Origin of the sequence: Polaromonas sp. UBA4122 (genome assembly GCA_002381615.1) — a bacterium.
Lineage (GTDB): Bacteria > Pseudomonadota > Gammaproteobacteria > Burkholderiales > Burkholderiaceae_C > Polaromonas.
Window position 1 is genome coordinate 1 of record DFWY01000141.1, and the last position, 21,621, is coordinate 21,621.

Genomic DNA, 21,621 nt, shown 5'->3' on the forward strand with positions numbered 1-21,621 from the left:
GGAGCCAAAGTAAGTGCCATTCCCCTTAACACACCGTAAACCATGACATCCCACATTTCCGAACACGCGCCCCTCATCATCGACATCGCGGGCCTGTCAATCAGCAAAGCCGAGCGCCGCCGCCTCAAGCACCCGCTTACCGGCGGCATCATCTTGTTTGGCCGCAACTGGAAAGACCGCCAGCAGCTCAGCGAGCTGTGCGCCGAGATCAAAAGCGTGCGCAGGGATCTGCTGATTTGCGTCGACCATGAAGGCGGTCGCGTGCAGCGCTTTCGCACCGATGGCTTTACCCATTTGCCGCCCATGCGTGCATTGGGCGAATGCTGGATCAAAGACCAGCTCGCAGCCACCAACGCGGCCACCGCCTGTGGCTACGTGCTGGGCGCCGAGCTGCGGGCCTGTGGCGTGGACTTCAGCTTCACCCCGGTACTTGATCTGGACTATGGCGAGAGCAGTGTCATCGGCGACCGCGCCTTTGGCCGCGACCCGCGCGTGGTCACTCTGCTGGCCAAAAGCCTGATGCACGGACTGCTGCAAAGCGGTATGGCGAATTGCGGCAAACATTTTCCCGGCCATGGTTTCGTGAAGGCCGATTCACACACCGGCATCCCGGTCGACAAGCGCAGCCTGAAGGCGATTCTGGCGGACGATGCTGCGCCTTACGAATGGCTCAACACCACGCTCACCAGCGTGATGCCCGCGCATGTGATTTACCCTAAGGTGGACGCCCGAGCCGCCGGTTTTTCCAGCAAGTGGCTGAACTTCATCCTGCGCAGCCAGCTTGGCTTTGGCGGCGCGATTTTCAGTGACGACCTGAGTATGGCGGGTGCCCGCCTGATCGACGGCCAGGAAGTGAGTTACACGCAAGCGGCGCTAGCCGCGCTTAATGCCGGCTGCGACATGGTGCTGCTGTGTAACCAGTCGGTGGGTGACGGCAAGCCGGTAGACGAATTGCTCGACGGGATGGCCGAAGCCCTGCTTAAGGGTCAGTGGGAGGCCATGGAGGCCAGCGAGCTGCGCCGGCTGGCCCTGTTGCCGCATAGCAGGGCGCCCGGCTGGGATGAGCTGATGGTTCAGCCTGCCTACATGCATGCGCTCGGCCTGTTGCCCTGACTCCGGTATTCCCTGACGCCTTGATTCCCTGATCCGGCCGCTCAAGCTGATAAGGCATTGGCCGGCCAGGTCAGCTTGCCGGCAGCATCGATGTGGGTCAGGTACACCCGCAGGTCGAACTCATACTGGTGGTAGCGCGGCTCCATGTGGGTGCAGAGCTGGTAAAACGCCTTGTCGTGCGCTTTTTCCTTGATGTGGGCCAACTCGTGCACCGCAATCATTTTCAGGAACTCCGCAGGTACTTCCTTGAACAGCGTGGCCACACGAATTTCGCGCTTGGTCTTGAGTTTGCTGCCTTGCACCCGTGACACGGTGGTGTGCGTGCCCAGCGCGTGGGCAATCACCTGGAGCTTGCTGTCAAACGCCACCTTGGACAGCGGCTCCGAGTTGCGCAAAAAATCGTTTTTTAGCGCCATCACATAGTCGTACAAAGCCTTGTCGGTTCGCACGCCGTGCACATGGTGGTATTTGGTGAGCAGCATCTCGCCCAGCCGGTCTTGCACCAGCAGCAGCTGCACCTGCGCCCTGAGGTTTTCGGGATAGCCCGTGAGGTATTTCATGGTGGAAGGGTTCATTGATTGCTATTAAAATAATAGCTGCTTATGCCCGTATGTATTGGGCTACAGCCATAAATTACTAAAAAAATAGCTAAAAAGAACACCCGAAACCTCAAAACGGATCACACCTCCCGGCGCAGCGCCGGAAACAGGATCACGTCGCGGATGCTGGGGCTGTCGGTCAGCAGCATCATCAAGCGGTCTATGCCCACGCCGCAGCCACCGGTCGGCGGCATACCGTATTCCAGCGCGCGGATGAAGTCATGGTCGTAGAACATGGCTTCGTCGTCGCCGCTGTCCATGGCAACCACCTGCGCATTGAAGCGTGCGGCCTGCTCTTCAGCATCGTTCAGCTCGCTGAAACCGTTGCCGAATTCGCGGCCAGTGATGTAGAGCTCAAAGCGCTCGGTCACGCCGGGGTTGGTGTCGCTGGCACGGGCAAGCGGCGAGATCTCGACGGGGTGTTCGCAGATGAACGTGGGCTGCCAGAGTTTTTCTTCAACGGTTTCTTCAAAGTACATCACCTGCAAACTTGCCAGAGAGCGTGCCTGCAGGCGGTCTTTTTCTTCGGTCAGCCCCAGTTTTTTGAGCGTGTTGGTCAGCCATGCCGCGTCGTCAATATGGTCTCCGGCTTCGGTGTGCTTGAGGATGGCTTCGCGGATGGTCAGGCGTTCAAAGGGCAGGCTCAGGTCAACCGCCCTGCCGCCATAGCTCAATTGCAGGGAGCCGACCACCTTTTCGGCGGCGTCGCGAATCAGCGCTTCGGTAAACGTCATCAAATCGACGTAGTTCCACCAGGCCGCGTAGAACTCCATCATGGTGAACTCGGGGTTGTGGCGCACGCTGATACCTTCGTTGCGGTAGCTGCGGTTGATCTCAAACACGCGCTCAAAACCGCCGACGATCAGGCGCTTGAGGTACAGCTCCGGCGCGATGCGCAGGAACATTTCCTGGTCCAGCGCGTTGTGATGGGTTTTGAATGGCCTGGCATTGGCGCCGCCCGGAATCGGATGCAGCATGGGGGTTTCCACTTCCAGAAAGTCATGCTGAACCATGAATTCCCGAATGCCGCTGACCGCCTTGCTGCGCGCCACAAAACGCTTGCGTGTGGCCTCGTCCGTGATCAGGTCCACATAGCGCTGGCGGTATTTGACTTCCTGGTCGGCCATGCCGTGAAATTTGTCGGGAAGCGGGCGCAGGCTTTTGGTCACCAGCCTGATGCTGTCGGCGTGAATCGACAACTCGCCGGTCCTGGTCTTAAACAGCGTACCCGTCGCTGCCACAATGTCGCCCAAGTCCCAATGCTTGAAGGCGTTATGGACGTCTTCGCCCACCCCCTCGTTGTTGATGTACAACTGAATGCGCCCGCCCGACGGGCCGAACGACGCATCCTGCAAAGTGGCAAAGCTGGCTTTTCCCATCACGCGCTTGAGCATCATGCGGCCCGCCACATGGACCTTCAGCGCCAGCGGCTCCAGCTCTTCGTTGGTTTTGCCGTTGTACTGTGCAAACAGCGCCTCGGCCCGGTGTTCAGGCTTCACGTCGTTGGGGAAGGCCACGCCTTTGCCCTCGGCCTGTTGCTGGCGCAGCGCCTTGAGCTTTTCCCGACGCTCGACGATTAACTGATTTTCATCTTGCGGGGCGGGGGCAGCGTTGGCTGCTGCGGGTGAATTTGAGTGGGTGGACATGGGGTCGGTGTTCCGGAAAGAGGTCGAAAAATGTCGGGCGCCACGCCACCCAAATGAGTGGCCAAAAAGCATCGAAGGTCTGATTTTAAGTTTTTAGGGCGGCGTTTATCCCGGTGAACGAACCGAAAAGCGTATTTGCCCCGGAATAAAGGGCGCTTGCCGTCAGAAGTCAGAGCGAAATACCGGTACGCCCCAGGATGCCGCTGACCAGCTCCAGCCGGAGCAGCGGGTTGTCCAGAGCGCCATCAGGCGCTGTTTGGGCTCTAGTGGCATCGGGAGCAACTCACACCAGCGATTGGCCACCCAGCCGCAGTCGTCCATCCTGTAGGGTGCCCGCCTTCGGACCTGGCAGCATGCTTTAAATTGCGGTGACCCTCACCTTCCCGTGCTCTCTTTTCCCTGCGCTTTTACTACACCTGATACGCTAATCCCAATGAGCTATTTCGTAGTTGCGTCAGAATTTCGGGGACAGGCGCGGTGAACGAAAACTGGGGCAATAATTTTTTAGCTCACCGCATCCGCCGGTTGCTTCAGCAACATGGCCAGTGAGCTTGCCACCGTCTTGCGCAGCTCCCTGCGGTCGCAAATAAAGTCGATCGCGCCTTTGGCCTGCAGGAACTCGGCGCGCTGAAAGCCCGCAGGCAGGGTCACGCGCACGGTGGATTCAATGACGCGTGGGCCGGCGAAGCCGATCAGGGCCTTGGGCTCGGCAATCACGATGTCGCCCACAAAGGCAAAGCCGGCGCTGACCCCGCCCATGGTGGGGTCGGTCAGTATGCTGATGTACGGCAAGCCTTTTTTCGCCAGGCGGGTCAGGGCGGCGTTGGTTTTGGCCATTTGCATCAGACTCAAGAGTCCTTCCTGCATGCGCGCGCCACCGGTGGCCGTAAAGCAGATGAAGGGCACTTTTTGCTCGATGGCGGCGTGTACACCGCGCACAAAGCGCTCGCCCACCACGCTGCCCATGCTGCCGCCCATGAAATCAAATTCAAAGCAGGCGACCACCACGCCAATGCTGTGCACGGCGCCACCCATCACGATGAGCGCATCGGTTTCACCGGTGTTTTCCAGCGCTTCTTTCAGGCGCTCGGGGTATTTGCGGCTGTCCTTGAATTTAAGGGCATCCACCGGCAGCACTTCCTGCCCCAGTTCATAGCGGCCTTCGGCATCCAGAAAGGCATCGAGCCGGGCACGCGCGCCGATGCGGTGGTGGTGGCTGCACTGCGGGCAGACGTTCTGGTTTTTTTCCAGGTCGGTCTTGTACAGCACGGCTTCGCAACTCGGGCACTTGATCCACAGGCCTTCGGGCACACTGCGGCGCTCGGTCGGGTTGGTGGGGCTGATTTTCGGGGGAAGGAGTTTTTCTAACCAAGACATCGCGTCAGTCCTTGTTGAATTGCGTTTGCGTTAAGCCGCTTTCACGGTCGCTATTGCTGGACGAAAAGCGCAATTATGCGCGGGGTTTCGTCCGCCGGAAGTCAGTCCAAAGCCATACGAATTTCTTTCAAGAAGTCATGGGCCACAGATGCGACCTTGTCCCGGGGCTGGTTTTCAATCAGCTGGATGATCTTGCTGCCAATCACCACCGCGTCCGCCACTTTGCTGATGGCTTTGGCCGTTGCTGCGTCGCGAATGCCAAAGCCCACGCCCACGGGCACGTTCACGTGCTGGCGAATGCGCGGCAGCATGGCTTCCACAGCGCCCACGTCCAGCGTGCCGGCACCCGTCACGCCCTTGAGCGAGACATAGTACACATAACCGCTGGCTAGCTGCGCCACCTGTGCCATGCGGGCGGAGGTAGAGGTGGGCGCCAGCAAAAAGATCAGGTCCATGTTGTGGGCGCGCAGCCTGGCGGCAAACTCCACACACTCTTCAGGCGGGTAGTCAACGATCAGTACGCCGTCCACACCGGCCTGGGCGGCGTCGCGGATGAAGGCGCTCTCCGTTGGGCCAGCGCCGTGCTTGATGTCATAGCGCTCCACCGGGTTGGCATAACCCATCAGCACTACCGGGGTGCTGTTGTCTTTGCTGCGAAATGCCCGCACCATGTCAAGAACTTCGCGGGTGCCTATGCCCAGTTTCAGTGCCTTTTCACCAGCTTTCTGGATCACGGGGCCGTCGGCCATTGGGTCGCTGAAGGGCACACCGAGCTCGATGATATCGGCACCGGCTGTCACCATGGCATGCATCAAATCCGGCGTGATGTCGGCATAAGGGAAACCCGCGGTGACAAAAGGAATCAAGGCTTTGCGGCCTTGGGCCTTTAGCGTGGCAAAGGTGGGTTGAATACGGCTCATCGCTTGAATCCTACAACTTGCTCCGCTACGATTGACGTTCCTTTGATGCTTTGGCCGTGACAGGACGGGCGGCAGTAAAAGTCGGCCTGCGACAGGTCAGCCACGGTGCCGATGTCTTTGTCCCCCCGGCCCGAGAGGTTGACCAAAATGCTCTGGTCGCTGCGCATGGTTTTGGCCAGCTTCATCGCATAGGCCACGGCGTGGGCGGATTCCAGCGCCGGAATGATGCCTTCGGTACGGCACAGGTAGTGGAAGGCGTCGAGCGCTTCCTTGTCGGTAATGCCGACATATTCGGCGCGGCCTATGTCTTTCAAAAATGCGTGCTCGGGGCCCACACCGGGGTAATCCAGCCCCGCGCTGATGCTGTGTGTCTCGGTGACCTGGCCGTCTTCGTTTTGCAGCACATAGGTGCGGTTGCCGTGCAGCACGCCGGGTAGGCCGCGCTGCAGCGAAGCCGAGTGTTTGCCGCTGTCCATGCCCTCGCCAGCGGCTTCCACGCCGATCAGGCGGGTTTGTTCATGCGGAATGTAGGGGTAGAAAATACCCATGGCATTGCTGCCTCCGCCCACGCAGGCGACCACCGCGTCGGGTTGTCGGTCATCTATGAACTCGGGCATTTGCGCCAGACACTCGGTGCCGATCACGCTCTGGAAATCGCGCACCATCATGGGGTAGGGGTGTGGCCCGGCCACGGTACCGATGATGTAGAAGGTGTTGTCCACGTTGGCGACCCAGTCGCGCATGGCCTCATTCAGCGCGTCTTTGAGTGTTTTGCTGCCACTTTCTACTGGCACCACGGTGGCGCCCAGCAGTTTCATGCGGTAGACATTAGGGCTCTGGCGTTTAACGTCTTCGCTGCCCATGTAGACCACGCATTCAAGGCCGTAGCGCGCGCAAATGGTGGCGGTGGCCACGCCGTGCTGGCCGGCACCCGTTTCGGCAATGACGCGCGGCTTGCCCATGCGCCGGGCCAGCATGGCCTGGCCGATGGTGTTGTTGATCTTGTGTGCGCCGGTGTGGTTGAGGTCTTCGCGCTTGAGATAAATCTGAGCGCCTCCCTGCTCGCGGCTCATGCGTGCTGCGTGGTAGACGGGCGAGGGGCGGCCCACAAAATGCTTCAGTTCGTAGTGGAATTCGGCCAGGAATTCAGGGTCGTTCTGGTACTTGGCGTAAGCCGCTTTCAGTTCATTGATCGCGTCGGTCAGCGTCTCTGAAACGAAACTGCCGCCGTATATTCCGAAATGGCCGGCGAGGTCAGGCTGGTGATAGTCGTACATGGTTCTTTGCAAGTTGGTCGTCGGCAGCGCGAACGGCTGCGACAAATTGGTTGATTTTGTCGGCGCTCTTGATTCCTTTGGTAATCTCGACGCCTGAGCTCACATCAACGGCCAGCGTTTTACAGCGTGGCCTGACTTGCAAAATGCCATCGGTCACATTTGCAGGCGTCAATCCACCAGACAAAACGAGGTGAGCGTTGACGCTTGGAGGAAGAAGTGACCAATTGAATGTTTTTCCGCCGCCGCCATAACCTTCGACATGGGCATCGAGGAGGATGGCTTGGGCAGCTTTGAAGTCTTTTATGTATTTTACGAGATCGAAGCGAGCACCGTCCACGATGGGGTTTTCGTTCATTGGAATGCGCGCTGCCCGCATGAAAGGCCGGCCTGCCTGCAGGCAGGCTTCCGGTGATTCATCACCATGAAATTGCAGTAAAGCCGAAGGAATACGGGCACATGCAGCTATTATTTTGATAGCGGGTGCGTTGACGAAAAGCAGCACCGGGGTCACGAAAGGCGGCAAACGGCGGGCCAGTTCGGCGGCGCGTTCCGCCGTAACATGACGCGGGCTGGGTTCGTACATGACAAACCCGACTGCATCGGCACCCGCAGCTACCGCAGCGTCCACGTCTTCTTCACGTGTCAGGCCGCAAATTTTGATGCGCGTTCTGATACCTGTTCGACTGGCTTCTCCGGGCGCACCCAGGTCAGGTTGGAAAGGGTTGCTAGCAGGGCTCATGGCAGCCAATCATAAGCCGCGGTGCGCGTCGGCAAGCTGTAGTGGTCTGGGTAAATTGGCCCCAAAAAATACAGGCCGTCAGGAGAAAAGGTGGGGGCGGCTGCAGCGCGACTGCGCGCGGCAACGACCTCGGCCAGCCAGTCGGGCGGATAGCGGCCCTGGCCAATCGCCAACAGGCATCCCATGATGTTGCGGATCATGTGGTGCAAAAAAGCGTTGGCCTCAAACTCGAAACGCCAATACCGTGAACCTGACCCCGCGCGCTGGGAAATCTCAATCAGGCTGATGGTTTTGACGGGTGACTTGGCCTGGCACTGCGCGGCGCGGAACGAGCTGAAATCGTGCTCGCCCATCAAATGCGCGATGGCCTGCTGCATGGCCGCGCCATTGAGGGGCCGGTACACCCAGCCGATGCGTCCGGCCTCCACGCTGGGGCGCACCGCGGACTCCAGCACGACATAGGCGTAGCGTCGTGCGATGGCGCTGCCGCGGGAGTGGAATTCATCAGGGACTTGGCGCGCCCACTGCACCGCAATGTCTGAGGGTAGGAATGCATTGGTGCCGCGCACCCACGACGCGGTATCGCGCTGCACGGCGGTGTCAAAGTGCGCCACCTGCATCAGCGCGTGCACGCCGGCGTCGGTACGCCCGGCGCACATGACGCGCACCGGCTGGACGGCAAACCTGGCCAAAGCCAGCTCCAGCTTGTCTTGAACCGTCTTGCCCGAGAGCTGGCTTTGCCAGCCTTCATAAGCGCTGCCACTGTAGCTGATACCGAGCGCAATCCTCACGGGCATCACCACACCAGCGAACGCAAGGCGTTCACGCGGTGTTCACGACAGGGCGTTGAGGAACGCCTGCGCTTTGACCTTCAAGGGTCCGCTGGCTTTGGCCAGCACCTCGTCGGCCAGCGACCTGGCACCCTCCGCGTCACCCAGGGAGCGGAATTCTTCAGCAAGAAAGAACTTGGTTTCAAGCGGGTCGTCCGATGTGGCCGTCACGGCACGCGCGGGGCTCTCGGTTGTGGGTCCGTTCAAGTCCAACGACAAGGTACTCAGGTCAAATTCCAGCATGCCACTGTCTGCAGTCGCCGGAGCAGGTGCCGCGGCTGCCTGGGTGGTCAGGATCGGTTCAGGCACCGCAAAGGGCTCAGGCGTGAAGTCCAGCCCATCGGCAGGGAAAGCGATCTCGGGGGCGGTTGGGTCAGCAGGCCTGGACGCCGGTGCCGGAGAGGATGCCGTCGGCTGGGCGAGCGTCGCACCGTCGAAATCCATGTCCGGATCACCCAGGGTTAGCGCTGGCTCCATCGCGAAGGTCGGCTCTGAGGCATGCAGTGGCGCAGCTGGTGAAGGTGTTCCGATGGCGGCGGCGGTTATAGCCGCATCGGGTTCATCGCCCAGCGAGAAATCCAGGTCGAGGTCGACATCCAACGCCGGCGCTGACGCAGGTGACTGTGCAGGTTGGGCTCCTTGTATGACTTGCCCCACGATGCCTGAAGGGTTGACTGCGGCTGCACCACCGGCGGGGCTGTCCACGGGCTTTTCGCCGGGTTGGTACATCGGGTTGGTGGGATTGATTTCGTGGCCCATCTCGGCGATATAAGCCCACTCGGGGCCGTCGCCGTGCGTCAGGTTAAAGGCCTCGCTGGCCACGCCGTCAAAAGCCTTGCTGTCGCGGCGTTTGGCATAAATTTCCAGCAGCTTGGCGTGGATGGCCACGCGCTTCGGACTGGTGCGCAGGGCTTCCTTGAGGATTTCCTCGGCCTGCAGGTCGCGTCCGTAGGCGAGGTAAACATCAGCTTCGGCCACCGGGTCCACGTCGCCGGCTGCGTCGAGCTGGCTGGGGGAGTACACCAGGGACGAGCCCGTGGCGTTGCCTTCGTCGGTGTCAATGCGCTGGCCGCCACTGGCGCCGAAGAAAGAGTCAGGTTGCAGGCGGCTCTCCAGGAAGGAGCTGTCCACCTGGGCCGTGCGGTTGCGCTGGCGGTAGCGGTAAAAGCCGAAACCGGCCAGCAGCGCCAGCAGGCCACCGGCGAGAGGCAGAATCAGCGGGTTCTCAAGCAACTCGTCGATCAGGCTGGGTGTAGGCGGCGGCGCGGCAGCCACCACGGGTTTTTTCGCAGCCACGACGCCAGTCGCTACTGCAGCGCTAGCCGTGGAAGCAGGCTGGGAAGCCGAGGCAAGGGGCGCTGCAATGGAAGACGCTGCGGACGCAGGGGCCATGGCAGTGGCTGCCGGCTCTGCGCTGGTGCTGGCTTTGGCTGAACTGGCCACTGCCGCCGGAACCGTTGCGGGCACAACCAAGCCGGGCGCTTTTGCGGCATTGGCCTCTGGCGCTGCTGCGGGTGTTGTGCCCAATTTGTTGAGGTCGCTGATATTTTTGGACAATTCTGCCATGCGGGTCGAGGCCTCTTGGGCCTGCCTGTCCTTGGCGATCTTGTCTTCGGCTACCGTGGCCGCCTTGCCTTGAACCGCACCCTTGGAAAGTGTCAGTTTGTCGGGCGTGGCGTTTGCGGGCGCGCGGTCTTCAACCTTGGCTTGCACCTTGCCGCCGGCCTGACGGTCAGCGCTGGCGACTTGCGTGGTTGGTACGCCCTCTGCAAGCTTGCGTCGGAAGGCGTTGAAATCTATGCTTTGGGCGACGATGGTCTGAGTAGCCTCGCCGGGTGAAGTGGTGTTGGCTGCTTCTGCGCTCGGGATATCCAGTACAGCGCCGGACTTGATCCGGTTGACGTTGCCGCCGATAAAGGCGTCCGGATTGCTTCTGAGCAATGCCACCAGCATCTGGTCCAGCGACACATTGGTCGGCTTGTTCTGCGTGGCAATTTTCCCGGCGGTGTCCCCGGCCTTGACCGTAAGCTGTTTGTTGTCGGCAGGTGCTTTTTCAGCAGGACTGGCTTTGGCTGTGGGCGCTTTGGCCACCGGCGCAGGCCGGGCTGCGGGCGGGCTCGGTCGTGAATACGGGTTGGAGGCAATTGCCCTGGCTGGCGGCGCGGCATTTTGAGCCGCTGACCGGGACAGCATCGGAGCCGTGGGCGCTATAGCCGCGCCTGCGCTGCTGGACCGCAGGTTGGGCGGGTCAAACAGCATGGTGTAGTCGCGGGTGATACGTCCGGAAGACCAGTTGGCTTGTAGGATCAGGTCCACGAACGGCTCGGTGACGGGGCGGTTGCTGGTCAGGCGCAGGTAAGCCCTGCCGTCCGCGCGGCGCTGCAGATTGACTTCGACGCCTGCTGCCACAGCGGTGTATTCAAGCCCTGCCGCCTTGAAGGTGTCAGCGGGTGCCACGCCGGCTTTCAGGCTGGAGGCTTCGTCCGCAGTGATGTCTGCAATGTCGATTTCTGCGCGAAGAGGCTCACCCAACGCCGATTGAACGGTGATTCGACCCAGCGCCAAAGCATGGGCTTCCAGACTTGCCAGGCTACCCAGCAACGCAATGGCACTCGCCAAGGCACTAATACGCCAACGAGCGCGATGATTCATAGGGTTTTGAGCCTCTATAGTTCGGTCTGCATGTAATTTTATTCTGCTTAAGCGCACAAAAACCTCGATGCGAATTTTCGAAAAACAACCTTAACATCAAGACATTAGGCTGACAAGCTAAGACACCACTTAAGTTATGACACAGCGAGTTAGAAGCAACTTACAACTTTCGGTTGTGGTCAGACGACAACGCCTTGTGACAAATAGTTACGGGTGGCGGCTGTATGTGGGCAGCCGCTAACTTCAAATAGCTCAAGCCTGAAGAAGTATGCGCAACATGCGGCGCAGCGGTTCGGCAGCGCCCCACAACAATTGGTCGCCTACGGTAAACGCCCCCAGGTACTCCGGGCCCATGGCCAGCTTGCGCAGGCGTCCCACCGGAATTTGCAGGGTGCCTGTCACCGCGACCGGTGTCAGGTCCTTGATGGAGGCCTCACGCGTATTGGGCACCACTTTGACCCAGGCATTGTCGGCCGCGATCAGGGCTTCGAGGTCGGCCAGGGGGACGTCTTTTTTGAGCTTGAAGGTCAGCGCCTGGCTGTGGCAGCGCATGGCACCTATGCGCACGCAGAAACCATCGACCGGGGTTTCGGCTGTGCCGAAGCTCGCTCCCTGGCCGAGTATCTTGTTGGTTTCGGCGCCGGCTTTCCATTCTTCTTTGCTCATGCCGCCACCCAGGTCTTTGTCGATCCAGGGAATCAGGCTGCCGCCCAGGGGGACGCCAAAGTTGGCGGTTTCAAGGTCGCTCAGGGACTGCTGCTTGGCCAGAACGCGGCGGTCGATTTCGAGGATGGCGGATTTCGGATCGTCCAGCAGGGCCTTGACTTCGCTGTTGAGCGTGCCGAACTGGGTCAGCAGTTCGCGCATGTGCTGCGCGCCGCCGCCGGACGCAGCCTGGTAGGTCATGCTGGTCATCCATTCGACCAGGCCGGCCTTGTACAGTGCGCCCACGCCCATCAGCATGCAGCTGACCGTGCAGTTGCCGCCAACCCAGTTATTGCCGCCCTTGGCCATTGCATTCTTGATGACGGGCAGGTTGACCGGGTCCAGAATGATGACGGCGTCATCATTCATGCGCAGGGTGGAAGCCGCATCAATCCAGTGGCCTTTCCAGCCTGTCGCGCGCAGCTTGGGGAAAACTTCGCTCGTGTAGTCGCCGCCTTGCGCGGTGATGATGATGTCGCACTTCCTGAGCGCCTCAATGTCAAAGGCATCCTTGAGCGTGGTTTCGTTCTTCGCCTGAGCCGGGGCTTTGCCACCGGCGTTGGAGGTGGAGAAGAAAACCGGCTCGATCAGCTCGAAGTCACCTTCAGCCTGCATCCGGTCGATCAGCACCGAGCCGACCATGCCGCGCCAACCTACCAATCCTGTGAGGTTAGCTGTGAGATTGCCTGTGAAATTCATGGGGTTGCCCTTCAAAAAGTACGAAAAAATCGGCTTTTTGACCCGGCTCATCGAGCCGGTGGGCACGACGAACCGGGCTTTTCAGCCTTTAATGGTTGTCGTTGTGGTGATCCGGGCAAAAACCGGCGCTCTACTTCCCGCTCGCAGCACGGCGGGGCAGTGGAGGGGTGCGGGGCCTTTGCACATAGGTTCTATTGTAGCCAGGCTGACAAGCCTGTATCGACTTGCCAGCCAGCGCCGCAAGGGTTCAGGCGAGGGCTTTGACTACCGCATCGCCCATTTCCACGGTGCCGACGCGGATCGTGCCTTCGCTGTAAATGTCCGGCGTGCGCAGGCCCTGGCTCAGCACTTGGGCAACGGCTTTTTCAATGCGCGCGGCCGCGTCTGGCTGGTTCAGGCTGAAGCGCAGCATCATGGCGGCGCTCAGGATGGTGGCCAGTGGGTTGGCCACGCCTTTTCCTGCAATGTCGGGTGCGCTGCCGTGGCTGGGCTCGTACAAGCCCTGGTTTTTTTCATTCAGGCTGGCCGAAGGCAGCATGCCTATGCTGCCGGTCAGCATGGCAGCGGCATCAGACAGGATGTCGCCAAACATGTTGCCGGTGACGACGACGTCAAATTTCTTGGGGGCCTTGACCAGTTGCATGGCCGCGTTGTCCACATACATGTGGTCCAGCGCCACGTCGGGGTACTGACGTCCAACCTCAGTGACCACGTCTTTCCAGAACTGGAAGGTCTCCAGCACATTGGCCTTGTCGACGCTGGTCACGCGCTTGCTGCGTTTGCGCGCCGCCTGGAAGGCCACATGGGCAATGCGCTCGATCTCCGGGCGCGAATAGCGCATGGTGTCGAAGGCTTCTTCCGAACCTGGAAAGTGGCCGTCAGTGGCGATGCGGCGGCCTCGCGGCTGGCCAAAGTAAATGTCACCCGTCAACTCGCGGATGATGAGGATGTCCAGGCCAGCCACCAGTTCGGGCTTGAGGCTGGAGGCGTGCGTGAGCTGCTCGTAGCAGATGGCGGGGCGGAAATTGGCGAACAGACCCAGGTTTTTACGCAGGCCCAGAATGGCTTGCTCCGGGCGCAGCGGCCGGTCCAGCGTGTCGTATTTCCAGTCACCCACAGCGCCAAACAGCACGGCGTCGGCGTCTTTGGCCAGCTTCAGCGTGGCTTCGGGCAGCGGGTGTCCGTAGGCCTCATAGGCGGCGCCGCCAACCAGTGCGCTTTCGGTTTCAAATGGAAGGTCCAGAACGTTCAGGACCTTGACGGCTTCGGCGACGATTTCAGGGCCTATGCCATCACCAGGGAGAATTGCGATTTTCATGTTTGCTATCTTTTTTATAGTTGCTTGTGCCCGTCTCTATTGGGCTAGAGGTCAATTTTACTAATAAATATGAATCCGCCGCAGTGCGACGGAGATCAGCCCGCCACAGTGTGGTTTAGCCAAGGCTTGCGCGCCAGGCGTTCGGCTTCAAACGCCTTGATCTTGTCGCTGTGGCGCAAGGTCAGGCTAATGTCGTCGAAGCCGTTGAGCAGGCAGTATTTGCGGAAAGCCTGCACCTCAAAGGGCAACTCTTCGCCTTGCGCCTTGACGATAACCTGCCGCTCCAGGTCGATCGTCAGCGTGTAGCCGGGAAAGGCGTGTACTTCGTCGAACAACTGCGCCACTTGCGCTTCGGGCAGCACAATGGGCAACAGGCCATTTTTGAAGCTGTTGTTGAAAAAGATGTCGGCGTAACTGGGCGCGATGATGGCGCGAAAGCCATATTGGTCAAGCGCCCAGGGCGCGTGCTCGCGTGACGAGCCGCAGCCAAAGTTCTTGCGCGCCAGCAGGATGGAGGCGCCCGCGTAGCGGGGCTGGTTCAGCACAAAGTCCGGGTTCGGCTTGCGACTGGCCGGGTCCTGGCCGGGAAAGCCGGCATCGAGGTAGCGCCACGCGTCAAAAAGGTTGGGGCCAAAGCCGGTTTTGCGGATGGATTTGAGGAACTGCTTGGGAATGATGGCGTCGGTATCGACGTTCTCGCGGTCCATTGGGGCCACGAGGCCCTTGTGTACGGTGAATTTTTGCATAGGGGGGTCAGGGCCTTCAGACAAATTTACGGATATCGACAAAGTGACCATGCACGGCCGCCGCCGCCGCCATGGCCGGGCTGACCAGGTGGGTGCGGCCACCCGCGCCCTGACGGCCTTCGAAGTTGCGGTTGCTGGTGGAGGCGCAACGCTCGCCGGGCTCCAGCCGGTCCGCATTCATGGCCAGGCACATCGAGCAACCTGGCTCACGCCATTCAAAGCCTGCCGCCTTGAAAATTTCATGCAGGCCTTCGCGCTCGGCTTGTTCCTTGACCAGACCGGAACCCGGCACCACCATGGCCAGCTTGACGTTTTTAGCCACTTTCTGACCGAGCTTCTTCACCACGGCTGCAGCTTCGCGCATGTCTTCAATGCGGCTGTTGGTGCAGGAGCCGATGAACACCTTGTCGAGATAAATGTCGTTGATGGCCTTGCCGGGCGCCAGTCCCATGTAGGTCAGCGCGCGTTCGATGGCGCTGCGCTTGTTGGCGTCTTTTTCCTTCTCGGGGTCGGGCACCTTGCCTTCAATCGACAGCACCATTTCGGGCGAAGTCCCCCAGCTCACCTGCGGCAGGATCTGGCTGGCGTCCAGCTCCACCACGGCGTCAAAGCTTGCATCTGCATCGGAGTGCAGCGTGGCCCAGTATTGCGCGGCCATATCCCATTCGGCGCCGCCCACAAACTGGCCGGTTTTCGGGTCTGTTCCAGGGGCCAGCAGACGGCCCTTCACATAGTCAATGGTTTTCTGGTCCACCGCCACCAGGCCGGCGCGCGCGCCACCTTCAATGGCCATGTTGCAGACCGTCATGCGGCCTTCCATGCTGAGCGCGCGTATGGCCGAGCCGGCGAATTCAATCGTGTAGCCGGTGCCCCCTGCGGTGCCGATCTTGCCGATGATGGCCAGCACGATGTCTTTGGCGGTGCAGCCTTTGGGCAGCGTGCCTTCGACCTGGATGAGCAGGTTCTTGGCCTTTTTGGCCAGCAGGGTCTGGGTGGCCATCACATGCTCGACCTCGCTGGTGCCGATGCCGTGCGCCAGCGCGCCAAACGCACCGTGGGTGGAGGTGTGCGAGTCGCCGCAGACCACGGTCATGCCGGGCAGGGTAGCGCCGTTTTCGGGGCCAATCACATGCACGATGCCCTGGCGTTTGGACAGGAAAGGAAAGAAGGCTGCTGCGCCGAATTCCTTGATGTTGGCATCTAAGGTGATGATCTGCTCTTTGCTGACCAGATCGGTGATGCCGTCGTAGCCCAGCTCCCAGCCGGTGGTGGGCGTGTTGTGGTCGGCGGTGGCCACAATCGAGCTGATGCGCCAGACCTTGCGGCCAGCCTCGCGCAGGCCTTCAAAGGCTTGCGGGCTGGTGACTTCGTGCACCAGGTGGCGGTCGATATAAAGAATGGAAGTGCCATCTTCTTCGGTGTGAACGACGTGCTCGTCCCAGATTTTGTCGTAGAGGGTGCGTCCCATGTGTTCTCCTTCGTGGTCTGTCGGTGATTTTAGGCGGGTGAGTGGGCGTTCGTCAGTGTGGCGGGCGCGGCGTTGACGGGCTGGCCTTGTGACATGAGTTGTGGCGGGACCTGCGTAAGGTGATCTACCAGCAGCCGGGCGGTCATGGGCAGGCTTGAAAAATCCCGCGCCACCAGTTGGATCTGGCGCGCCGCCCAGTCGTCGGTCAGCTCGACCGATTCAAGCTCGCCCACGCCGCGCATCAGCTCAAATGCGCGCTGCGGCATCACGCCAACGCCGAGTCCGTTGTCGATCATGCGGCACATGGCGTCGAGCCCCGTTACGTGGATGCGCAGCTTGATGGCGCGCCCCACGGCGGCAGCGGCCTGCCGCATGGCCAGATAAATCGAGCTGTTGGAATGCAGACCGACCTGGTCGTAGTCCAGCGCCGCTTCAAAATTAATAGCGCCCTGCGCGCACAGCTCGTGGCCCCTGGGAACAATCAGCACCAGTTTGTCGTTCCGGTAGGGCCGCGTTTGCAGGTCACCCGCACCGTTGGCGGTATTGCAGAGTCCCAAATCTGCCGCGCCTTCCTGCACGGCACGGATGACCTCGGTACTGAGGTGCTCTTCCAGGTCAATCTTGATCTCGGCGTGCTGGCGTATGAAGGCACCCAGGTCTTCGGGCAAGAACTGCACGATGGCCGAAATGCTGGCATGCACGCGGACGTGGCCGCGCACGCCGTCGGCGTATTCGCTCAGCTCACCCTGCATTTTCTCAAGGCTGAAGAGCACCGAGCGCGCATGGTGCAGCAGACTTTCGCCCGCCGGGGTCAGGTCAACGCCCCGGGAGTGGCGGTAGAGCAGCGGGGTGCTCAGCGCGGCTTCCAGATCGCTCAGGCGCTTGCTCACGGCGGAGGCGGCAATGAATTCGCGCTCGGCCGCCTTGCCAATGCTGCCCAGCTCGCACACCGCAACAAACAGTTGAAGCGATGTCAGATCAATGCGGCGGGCGAAATTGCGTTCGGAACTCTTGATGGACATTGGCGTGACGCCATCGCATTTGGCGATGGAGTTCTATTTTGCCTACATAGTAGAGGCCTTGTCATCGCAATACGAGATGACTGGCTTGCCGAAAAGGCCACTTTTGGATAATTTTCAGAAAATACCCAACATTTTTAGGGTCTAGCCCATACAGGACGGGCACAGTAAGCTATCAAAAACATAGCTTTTGGTGTCCGGCAACAGACAGCACGGCCTGCCGCCAGCACATTTAAAAGCCCGCCGATGTTGCCATCAGGCGGGCTTGGGGCAAAGTGCTAAAAGCCTTGGCAGCTTAACGCTGGGCCATGGGCTTCACGTCACGCGGGGTCGAGCCGGTGAACAGCTGGCGTGGGCGGCCAATCTTGTATTCGGGGTCGCCAATCATTTCGTTGAGCTGGGCGATCCAGCCCACCGTGCGGGCCAGCGCGAAGACGCCGGTGAACATGTTGACCGGAATGCCGATGGCGCGCTGCACGATGCCGGAGTAGAAATCGACGTTGGGGTAGAGCTTGCGGGAGACAAAGTAGTCGTCTTCCAGCGCAATCTTTTCCAGAGCCATGGCCAGCTTGAAGAGAGGGTCGTTTTCCAGGCCCATTTCTTTAAGCACTTCCTTGCAGGTTTCCTGCATCAGCTTTGCGCGCGGGTCGTAGTTTTTGTAGACGCGGTGACCAAAGCCCATCAGCTTGACGTTGGAGTTCTTGTCCTTGACCTGTTTGATGAAGTCGCCGATTTTTTCGACGCCGCCATTTTTCTGGATATCACCCAGCATGTTCAGCGCGGCTTCGTTGGCGCCGCCGTGCGCGGGGCCCCAGAGGCAGGCGACACCGGCCGCGATAGCCGCGAACGGGTTGGTACCAGACGAACCACACAGACGAACCGTGGAGGTCGATGCGTTTTGCTCATGGTCCGCATGCAGAATGAAAATGCGGTCCATCGCGCGCTCGAGCACGGGGTTGACCTTGTACTCTTCGCAGGGCGTGGCAAACATCATGCGCAGGAAGTTGCCGGCATAGCTCAGGTTGTTCATGGGGTACATGAAGGGCTGGCCCAAGGTGTACTTGTACGCCATGGCGACCAGCGTCGGCATCTTGGCGATCAGGCGGATGGCGGCAATTTCGCGGTGCACCGGGTTGGTGATGTCGGTGCTGTCATGGTAGAAGGCCGACAGGGCACCAACCAGACCGGTCATGATGGCCATCGGATGCGCGTCACGGCGGAAACCGCGCAGGAAGAACTGCATCTGCTCGTGGACCATGGTGTGGTTGGTCACGCGGCTGACAAAGTCTTTTTTCTGGTCGCCGTTGGGCAGCTCTCCGTAGAGCAGCAGGTGGCAGGTTTCCATGTAGTCGCAATTTGTCGCGAGCTGTTCAATCGGGTAGCCACGGTACAGCAATTCACCCTTGTCGCCGTCGATGTAAGTGATGGCTGACTGGCAGGCTGCGGTTGACATGAAGCCGGGGTCATAGGTGAACATGCCGGTCTGGGCATACAGCTTGCGAATGTCTACAACATCGGGGCCCACACTGCCGTGGTACACCGGCAAATCGACGCTGGGGCTGCCATTGCTGAAGGATATGGTGGCTTTGTTGTCAGCTAATTTCATGGTCGGATCTTTCTATGTTTTCACATCAAGACTGTCGCGGGCCCGGGGCAGGTCGCTACAGGGCGAAGCAAGTTTAAAATCTCAAGTGCTTCCGGGGTAGAGGCACTTGCCCCTGCAATGGCATCAGAAAATTGGCTGGGCTCTTTGCGTTTTAGCAGCAGGTCCAGCAAATCGTTGTCAGCCAAGTTCATTAAATCATTCAGGCCTTTGGCCTGCCTGACGGTTAATGTCGCCTCGTGGCGTATAAAAAACTTCTCGATCAGCAGGTCGTTTTCCAGTAGACCCCGGCGGCAGCGCCACTTCAGCTTGCTCAAACCCCGCTGATCGAGCAGCGCGTCCGTGGTGTTCATGTCGGTCATGTGAAATACGCCTTCAGAGTGCGCGCAAGACCATCATTTCCTTGATCTTGCCGATGGCCTTCGTTGGGTTCAGGTTTTTCGGGCAGACATCGACACAGTTCATGATGGTGTAGCAACGGAACAGGCGGTACGGATCTTCGAGGTTGTCGAGCCGCTCGGTGGTGGCTTCGTCGCGGCTGTCGGCCAGGAAGCGGTAGGCTTGCAGCAAGCCGGCCGGGCCCACGAACTTGTCGGGATTCCACCAGAAGCTGGGGCAGGAGGTGGAACAACTGGCACACAAAATACACTCGTACAGGCCGTTGAGCTCCTCGCGCTCTTCGGGGCTTTGCAGACGCTCTTTTTCAGGCGGAACGTTGTCGTTGATCAGGTAAGGCTTGATCGAGTTGTACTGCTTGAAGAACTGCGTCATGTCGACAATCAGGTCGCGCACTACAGGCAGGCCCGGCAGCGGCTTCAAAACGATGGTTCCCTTTAGCGTCAGCATGTTGGTGAGGCAGGCCAGGCCGTTCTTGCCATTGATGTTCATCGCATCCGAGCCGCAAACACCTTCGCGGCAGGAGCGGCGGAATGAAATAGACTGATCGACGGCCTTGAGCTTCATCAGGGCGTCAAGCAACATGCGCTCGGTGCCGTCAAGTTCGACCTCGATGGTCTGCATATAGGGCTTGGCATCGGTGTCAGGGTCGTAGCGGTAAATCTGGAAAGTACGTTTGGTCATGAGGGTTTCCGCTTGTATTTTTAGAAGGAGCGAACGGTGAGGGGAACCGACTCAACCGTCAGCGGCTTCATCTGCACCGGCTTGTAGGCTAGACGACTGCCTTCGCTGTACCACAGGGTGTGTTTATGCCAGTCGGTGTCGTTGCGGCCATTGGGATGCTCGGGGGTGTCGGAGTAATCGTCGACCGAATGCGCGCCGCGGCTTTCGTGGCGGGCAGCGGCAGAGACAATGGTGGCCTGCGCGGCCTCGATCAGGTTTTCCACTTCCAGCGCCTCGATGCGCGCGGTGTTGAAAATCTTTGATTTATCTTTCAGACCGATGGTGTTGACGCGTTCACGCAGTGCGGCGATTTTCGCCACGCCCGCGTCCATGATGGCCTGGGTGCGGAACACGCTGGCATGCTGCTGCATCGTCGCGCGGATGTCGTCGGCCACGTCCTGTGAATATTCGCCGGTGGTCGCGTTGTCCAGGCGCTCAATGCGCACCATGGTTTTGTCAGCGGCATCGGCAGGCAGGGGCTTGTGCGCGGTGCTGGTCTTGTTGAATTCAACAATGTGGTTGCCGGCAGCGCGGCCGAACACCAGCAGGTCGAGCAGCGAATTGGTGCCCAGCCGGTTCGCGCCGTGCACGCTCACGCAGGAGCATTCGCCCACCGCGTACAAGCCGTTCACGACACTGTTAGGGTCACCGTCCTTCGGCATCACCACCTGGCCATGGATGTTGGTCGGGATGCCACCCATTTGGTAATGGATGGTTGGAACAACCGGAATCGGTTCCTTGGTGATATCGACGTTGGCAAAATTGTGGCCAATCTCGAACACCGAAGGCAGGCGCTTCATGATGGTCTCGACGCCCAGATGGGTCATGTCGAGATTGATGTAGTCCTTGTTGGGACCGCAGCCGCGGCCTTCCTTGATTTCCTGGTCCATGCAGCGCGACACGTAGTCACGTGGTGACAGGTCTTTGTAGGCGGGCGCATAGCGCTCCATGAAGCGCTCGCCATTGCTGTTGCGCAAAATGGCGCCTTCGCCACGGCAACCTTCAGTCAGCAGCACGCCGGCGCCATAGACGCCGGTGGGGTGGAACTGCCAGAACTCCATGTCTTCCAATGGAATACCTGCACGCGCAGCCATGCCCAAACCATCACCAGTGTTGATAAAGGCGTTGGTCGACGCAGCAAAAATACGGCCGGCGCCGCCGGTGGCCAGCAGGGTAGTTTTGGCCTCAAAGATATGCACGTCACCGGTTTCCATTTCCAGTGCGGTGACGCCTACCACATCGCCATCAGCGTCGCGGATCAGGTCCATGGCCAGCCACTCCACGAAGAAGCTGGTTTTTTCCTTGACGTTTTGCTGGTACAGCGTGTGCAGCATGGCGTGGCCAGTGCGGTCGGCTGCGGCGCAAGCGCGCTGCACGGGCTTTTCGCCATAGTTGGCGGTGTGACCGCCGAATGGGCGCTGGTAAATCGTGCCGTCGGGGTTGCGGTCGAAGGGCATGCCCATGTGTTCCAGGTCGTACACGGCTTTGGGCGCTTCACGGCACATGTATTCAATCGCGTCCTGGTCGCCGAGCCAGTCGGAACCCTTGACGGTGTCATAGAAGTGATAGTGCCAGTTGTCTTCGGCCATGTTGCCCAAAGAGGCACCAATGCCGCCTTGCGCCGCCACGGTATGGGAACGTGTAGGGAACACTTTGGAGAGGACGGCCACGTTCAGACCGGCTCTAGCCAGTTGCAGCGAAGCGCGCATGCCGGAGCCGCCGGCACCTACGATGACGACGTCAAATTTGCGCTTGGGAAGTTTGGAGGTAGCGGTCATGTTTTTTTTGGTC

The 21,621-nt window shown here is 60.0% G+C and carries 18 protein-coding genes and 1 pseudogene; 1 reads left to right on the forward strand and 18 read right to left on the reverse strand.

All coding sequences use genetic code 11. The features are described 5' to 3' along the window. Nucleotides 1-54 precede the first annotated feature (54 nt). Entirely contained in the window at nucleotides 55-1,113 is a 1,059-nt protein-coding gene (gene nagZ, locus B3F77_RS17035; protein ID WP_293606126.1) for a beta-N-acetylhexosaminidase, read from the forward strand. A 41-nt stretch (nucleotides 1,114-1,154) separates the two neighbouring features. On the opposite strand, the gene B3F77_RS17040 is transcribed toward nagZ, so the two are convergent. From B3F77_RS17040 to sdhA, 18 genes and pseudogenes are all read right to left on the reverse strand, one after another. Continuing rightward, complete coding sequence (locus B3F77_RS17040; RefSeq protein WP_293606100.1) at nucleotides 1,155-1,688, reverse strand: YgjP-like metallopeptidase domain-containing protein; 534 nt, start codon at nucleotides 1,686-1,688, stop codon at nucleotides 1,155-1,157. Between the two features lie 104 nt (nucleotides 1,689-1,792). Next, nucleotides 1,793-3,358: a lysine--tRNA ligase gene (gene lysS / locus B3F77_RS17045; RefSeq protein ID WP_293606101.1), complete on the reverse strand. Its 1,566-nt coding sequence runs from the start codon at nucleotides 3,356-3,358 to the stop codon at nucleotides 1,793-1,795. Nucleotides 3,359-3,527: 169 nt separating this feature from the next. Then, nucleotides 3,528-3,688 (reverse strand): annotated as a pseudogene (locus B3F77_RS17050) (peptidase S16); the annotation flags it as partial. Between the two features lie 174 nt (nucleotides 3,689-3,862). Then, nucleotides 3,863-4,735, reverse strand: a complete 873-nt coding sequence (accD, locus tag B3F77_RS17055; protein WP_293606102.1) for an acetyl-CoA carboxylase, carboxyltransferase subunit beta — start codon at nucleotides 4,733-4,735, stop codon at nucleotides 3,863-3,865. 101 nt (nucleotides 4,736-4,836) lie between these two features. Beyond that, complete coding sequence (gene trpA, locus B3F77_RS17060; protein ID WP_293606103.1) at nucleotides 4,837-5,655, reverse strand: tryptophan synthase subunit alpha; 819 nt, start codon at nucleotides 5,653-5,655, stop codon at nucleotides 4,837-4,839. Then, on the reverse strand, nucleotides 5,652-6,932 hold the full coding sequence (gene trpB / locus B3F77_RS17065; protein ID WP_293606104.1) for a tryptophan synthase subunit beta: 1,281 nt from the start codon (nucleotides 6,930-6,932) through the stop codon (nucleotides 5,652-5,654). The genes trpA and trpB overlap by 4 nt, the downstream gene beginning before the upstream one ends. Then, nucleotides 6,910-7,671: a phosphoribosylanthranilate isomerase gene (locus tag B3F77_RS17070; RefSeq protein WP_293606105.1), complete on the reverse strand. Its 762-nt coding sequence runs from the start codon at nucleotides 7,669-7,671 to the stop codon at nucleotides 6,910-6,912. The genes trpB and B3F77_RS17070 overlap by 23 nt, the downstream gene beginning before the upstream one ends. After that, nucleotides 7,668-8,462, reverse strand: coding sequence for a tRNA pseudouridine(38-40) synthase TruA (truA, locus tag B3F77_RS17075; protein WP_293606127.1), 795 nt, complete (start codon nucleotides 8,460-8,462; stop codon nucleotides 7,668-7,670). Before truA ends, B3F77_RS17070 begins: the two co-directional genes overlap by 4 nt. A gap of 42 nt (nucleotides 8,463-8,504) precedes the next feature. Then, nucleotides 8,505-11,153, reverse strand: coding sequence for a FimV/HubP family polar landmark protein (locus tag B3F77_RS17080; RefSeq protein ID WP_293606106.1), 2,649 nt, complete (start codon nucleotides 11,151-11,153; stop codon nucleotides 8,505-8,507). Between the two features lie 252 nt (nucleotides 11,154-11,405). Beyond that, a complete protein-coding gene (asd, locus tag B3F77_RS17085) occupies nucleotides 11,406-12,557 on the reverse strand; it encodes an aspartate-semialdehyde dehydrogenase (RefSeq protein WP_293606107.1) in 1,152 nt (383 codons plus the stop codon). A gap of 247 nt (nucleotides 12,558-12,804) precedes the next feature. After that, nucleotides 12,805-13,875 (reverse strand): 3-isopropylmalate dehydrogenase, encoded by a 1,071-nt coding sequence (gene leuB, locus B3F77_RS17090; RefSeq protein WP_293606108.1) that lies wholly within the window; start codon nucleotides 13,873-13,875, stop codon nucleotides 12,805-12,807. A gap of 95 nt (nucleotides 13,876-13,970) precedes the next feature. After that, nucleotides 13,971-14,621: a 3-isopropylmalate dehydratase small subunit gene (gene leuD / locus B3F77_RS17095; protein WP_293606109.1), complete on the reverse strand. Its 651-nt coding sequence runs from the start codon at nucleotides 14,619-14,621 to the stop codon at nucleotides 13,971-13,973. Between the two features lie 16 nt (nucleotides 14,622-14,637). Then, the gene (leuC, locus tag B3F77_RS17100) at nucleotides 14,638-16,089 is read right to left on the reverse strand and encodes a 3-isopropylmalate dehydratase large subunit (RefSeq protein WP_293606110.1); all 1,452 of its coding nucleotides are present in this window, start codon (nucleotides 16,087-16,089) and stop codon (nucleotides 14,638-14,640) included. Nucleotides 16,090-16,118: 29 nt separating this feature from the next. Then, nucleotides 16,119-17,105: a LysR family transcriptional regulator gene (locus tag B3F77_RS17105; RefSeq protein ID WP_293606128.1), complete on the reverse strand. Its 987-nt coding sequence runs from the start codon at nucleotides 17,103-17,105 to the stop codon at nucleotides 16,119-16,121. 298 nt (nucleotides 17,106-17,403) lie between these two features. After that, nucleotides 17,404-18,714 carry a citrate synthase gene (gene gltA / locus B3F77_RS17110; protein ID WP_293606111.1) on the reverse strand — a complete coding sequence of 437 codons (1,311 nt, stop codon included), beginning with the start codon at nucleotides 18,712-18,714 and terminating at the stop codon, nucleotides 17,404-17,406. 20 nt (nucleotides 18,715-18,734) lie between these two features. Beyond that, nucleotides 18,735-19,064, reverse strand: coding sequence for a succinate dehydrogenase assembly factor 2 (locus tag B3F77_RS17115; RefSeq protein ID WP_293606112.1), 330 nt, complete (start codon nucleotides 19,062-19,064; stop codon nucleotides 18,735-18,737). A gap of 22 nt (nucleotides 19,065-19,086) precedes the next feature. Continuing rightward, the gene (locus tag B3F77_RS17120) at nucleotides 19,087-19,791 is read right to left on the reverse strand and encodes a succinate dehydrogenase iron-sulfur subunit (protein WP_293606113.1); all 705 of its coding nucleotides are present in this window, start codon (nucleotides 19,789-19,791) and stop codon (nucleotides 19,087-19,089) included. Between the two features lie 20 nt (nucleotides 19,792-19,811). Continuing rightward, on the reverse strand, nucleotides 19,812-21,608 hold the full coding sequence (sdhA, locus tag B3F77_RS17125) for a succinate dehydrogenase flavoprotein subunit (RefSeq protein ID WP_293606114.1): 1,797 nt from the start codon (nucleotides 21,606-21,608) through the stop codon (nucleotides 19,812-19,814). Between the last annotated feature and the right edge of the window lie 13 nt (nucleotides 21,609-21,621).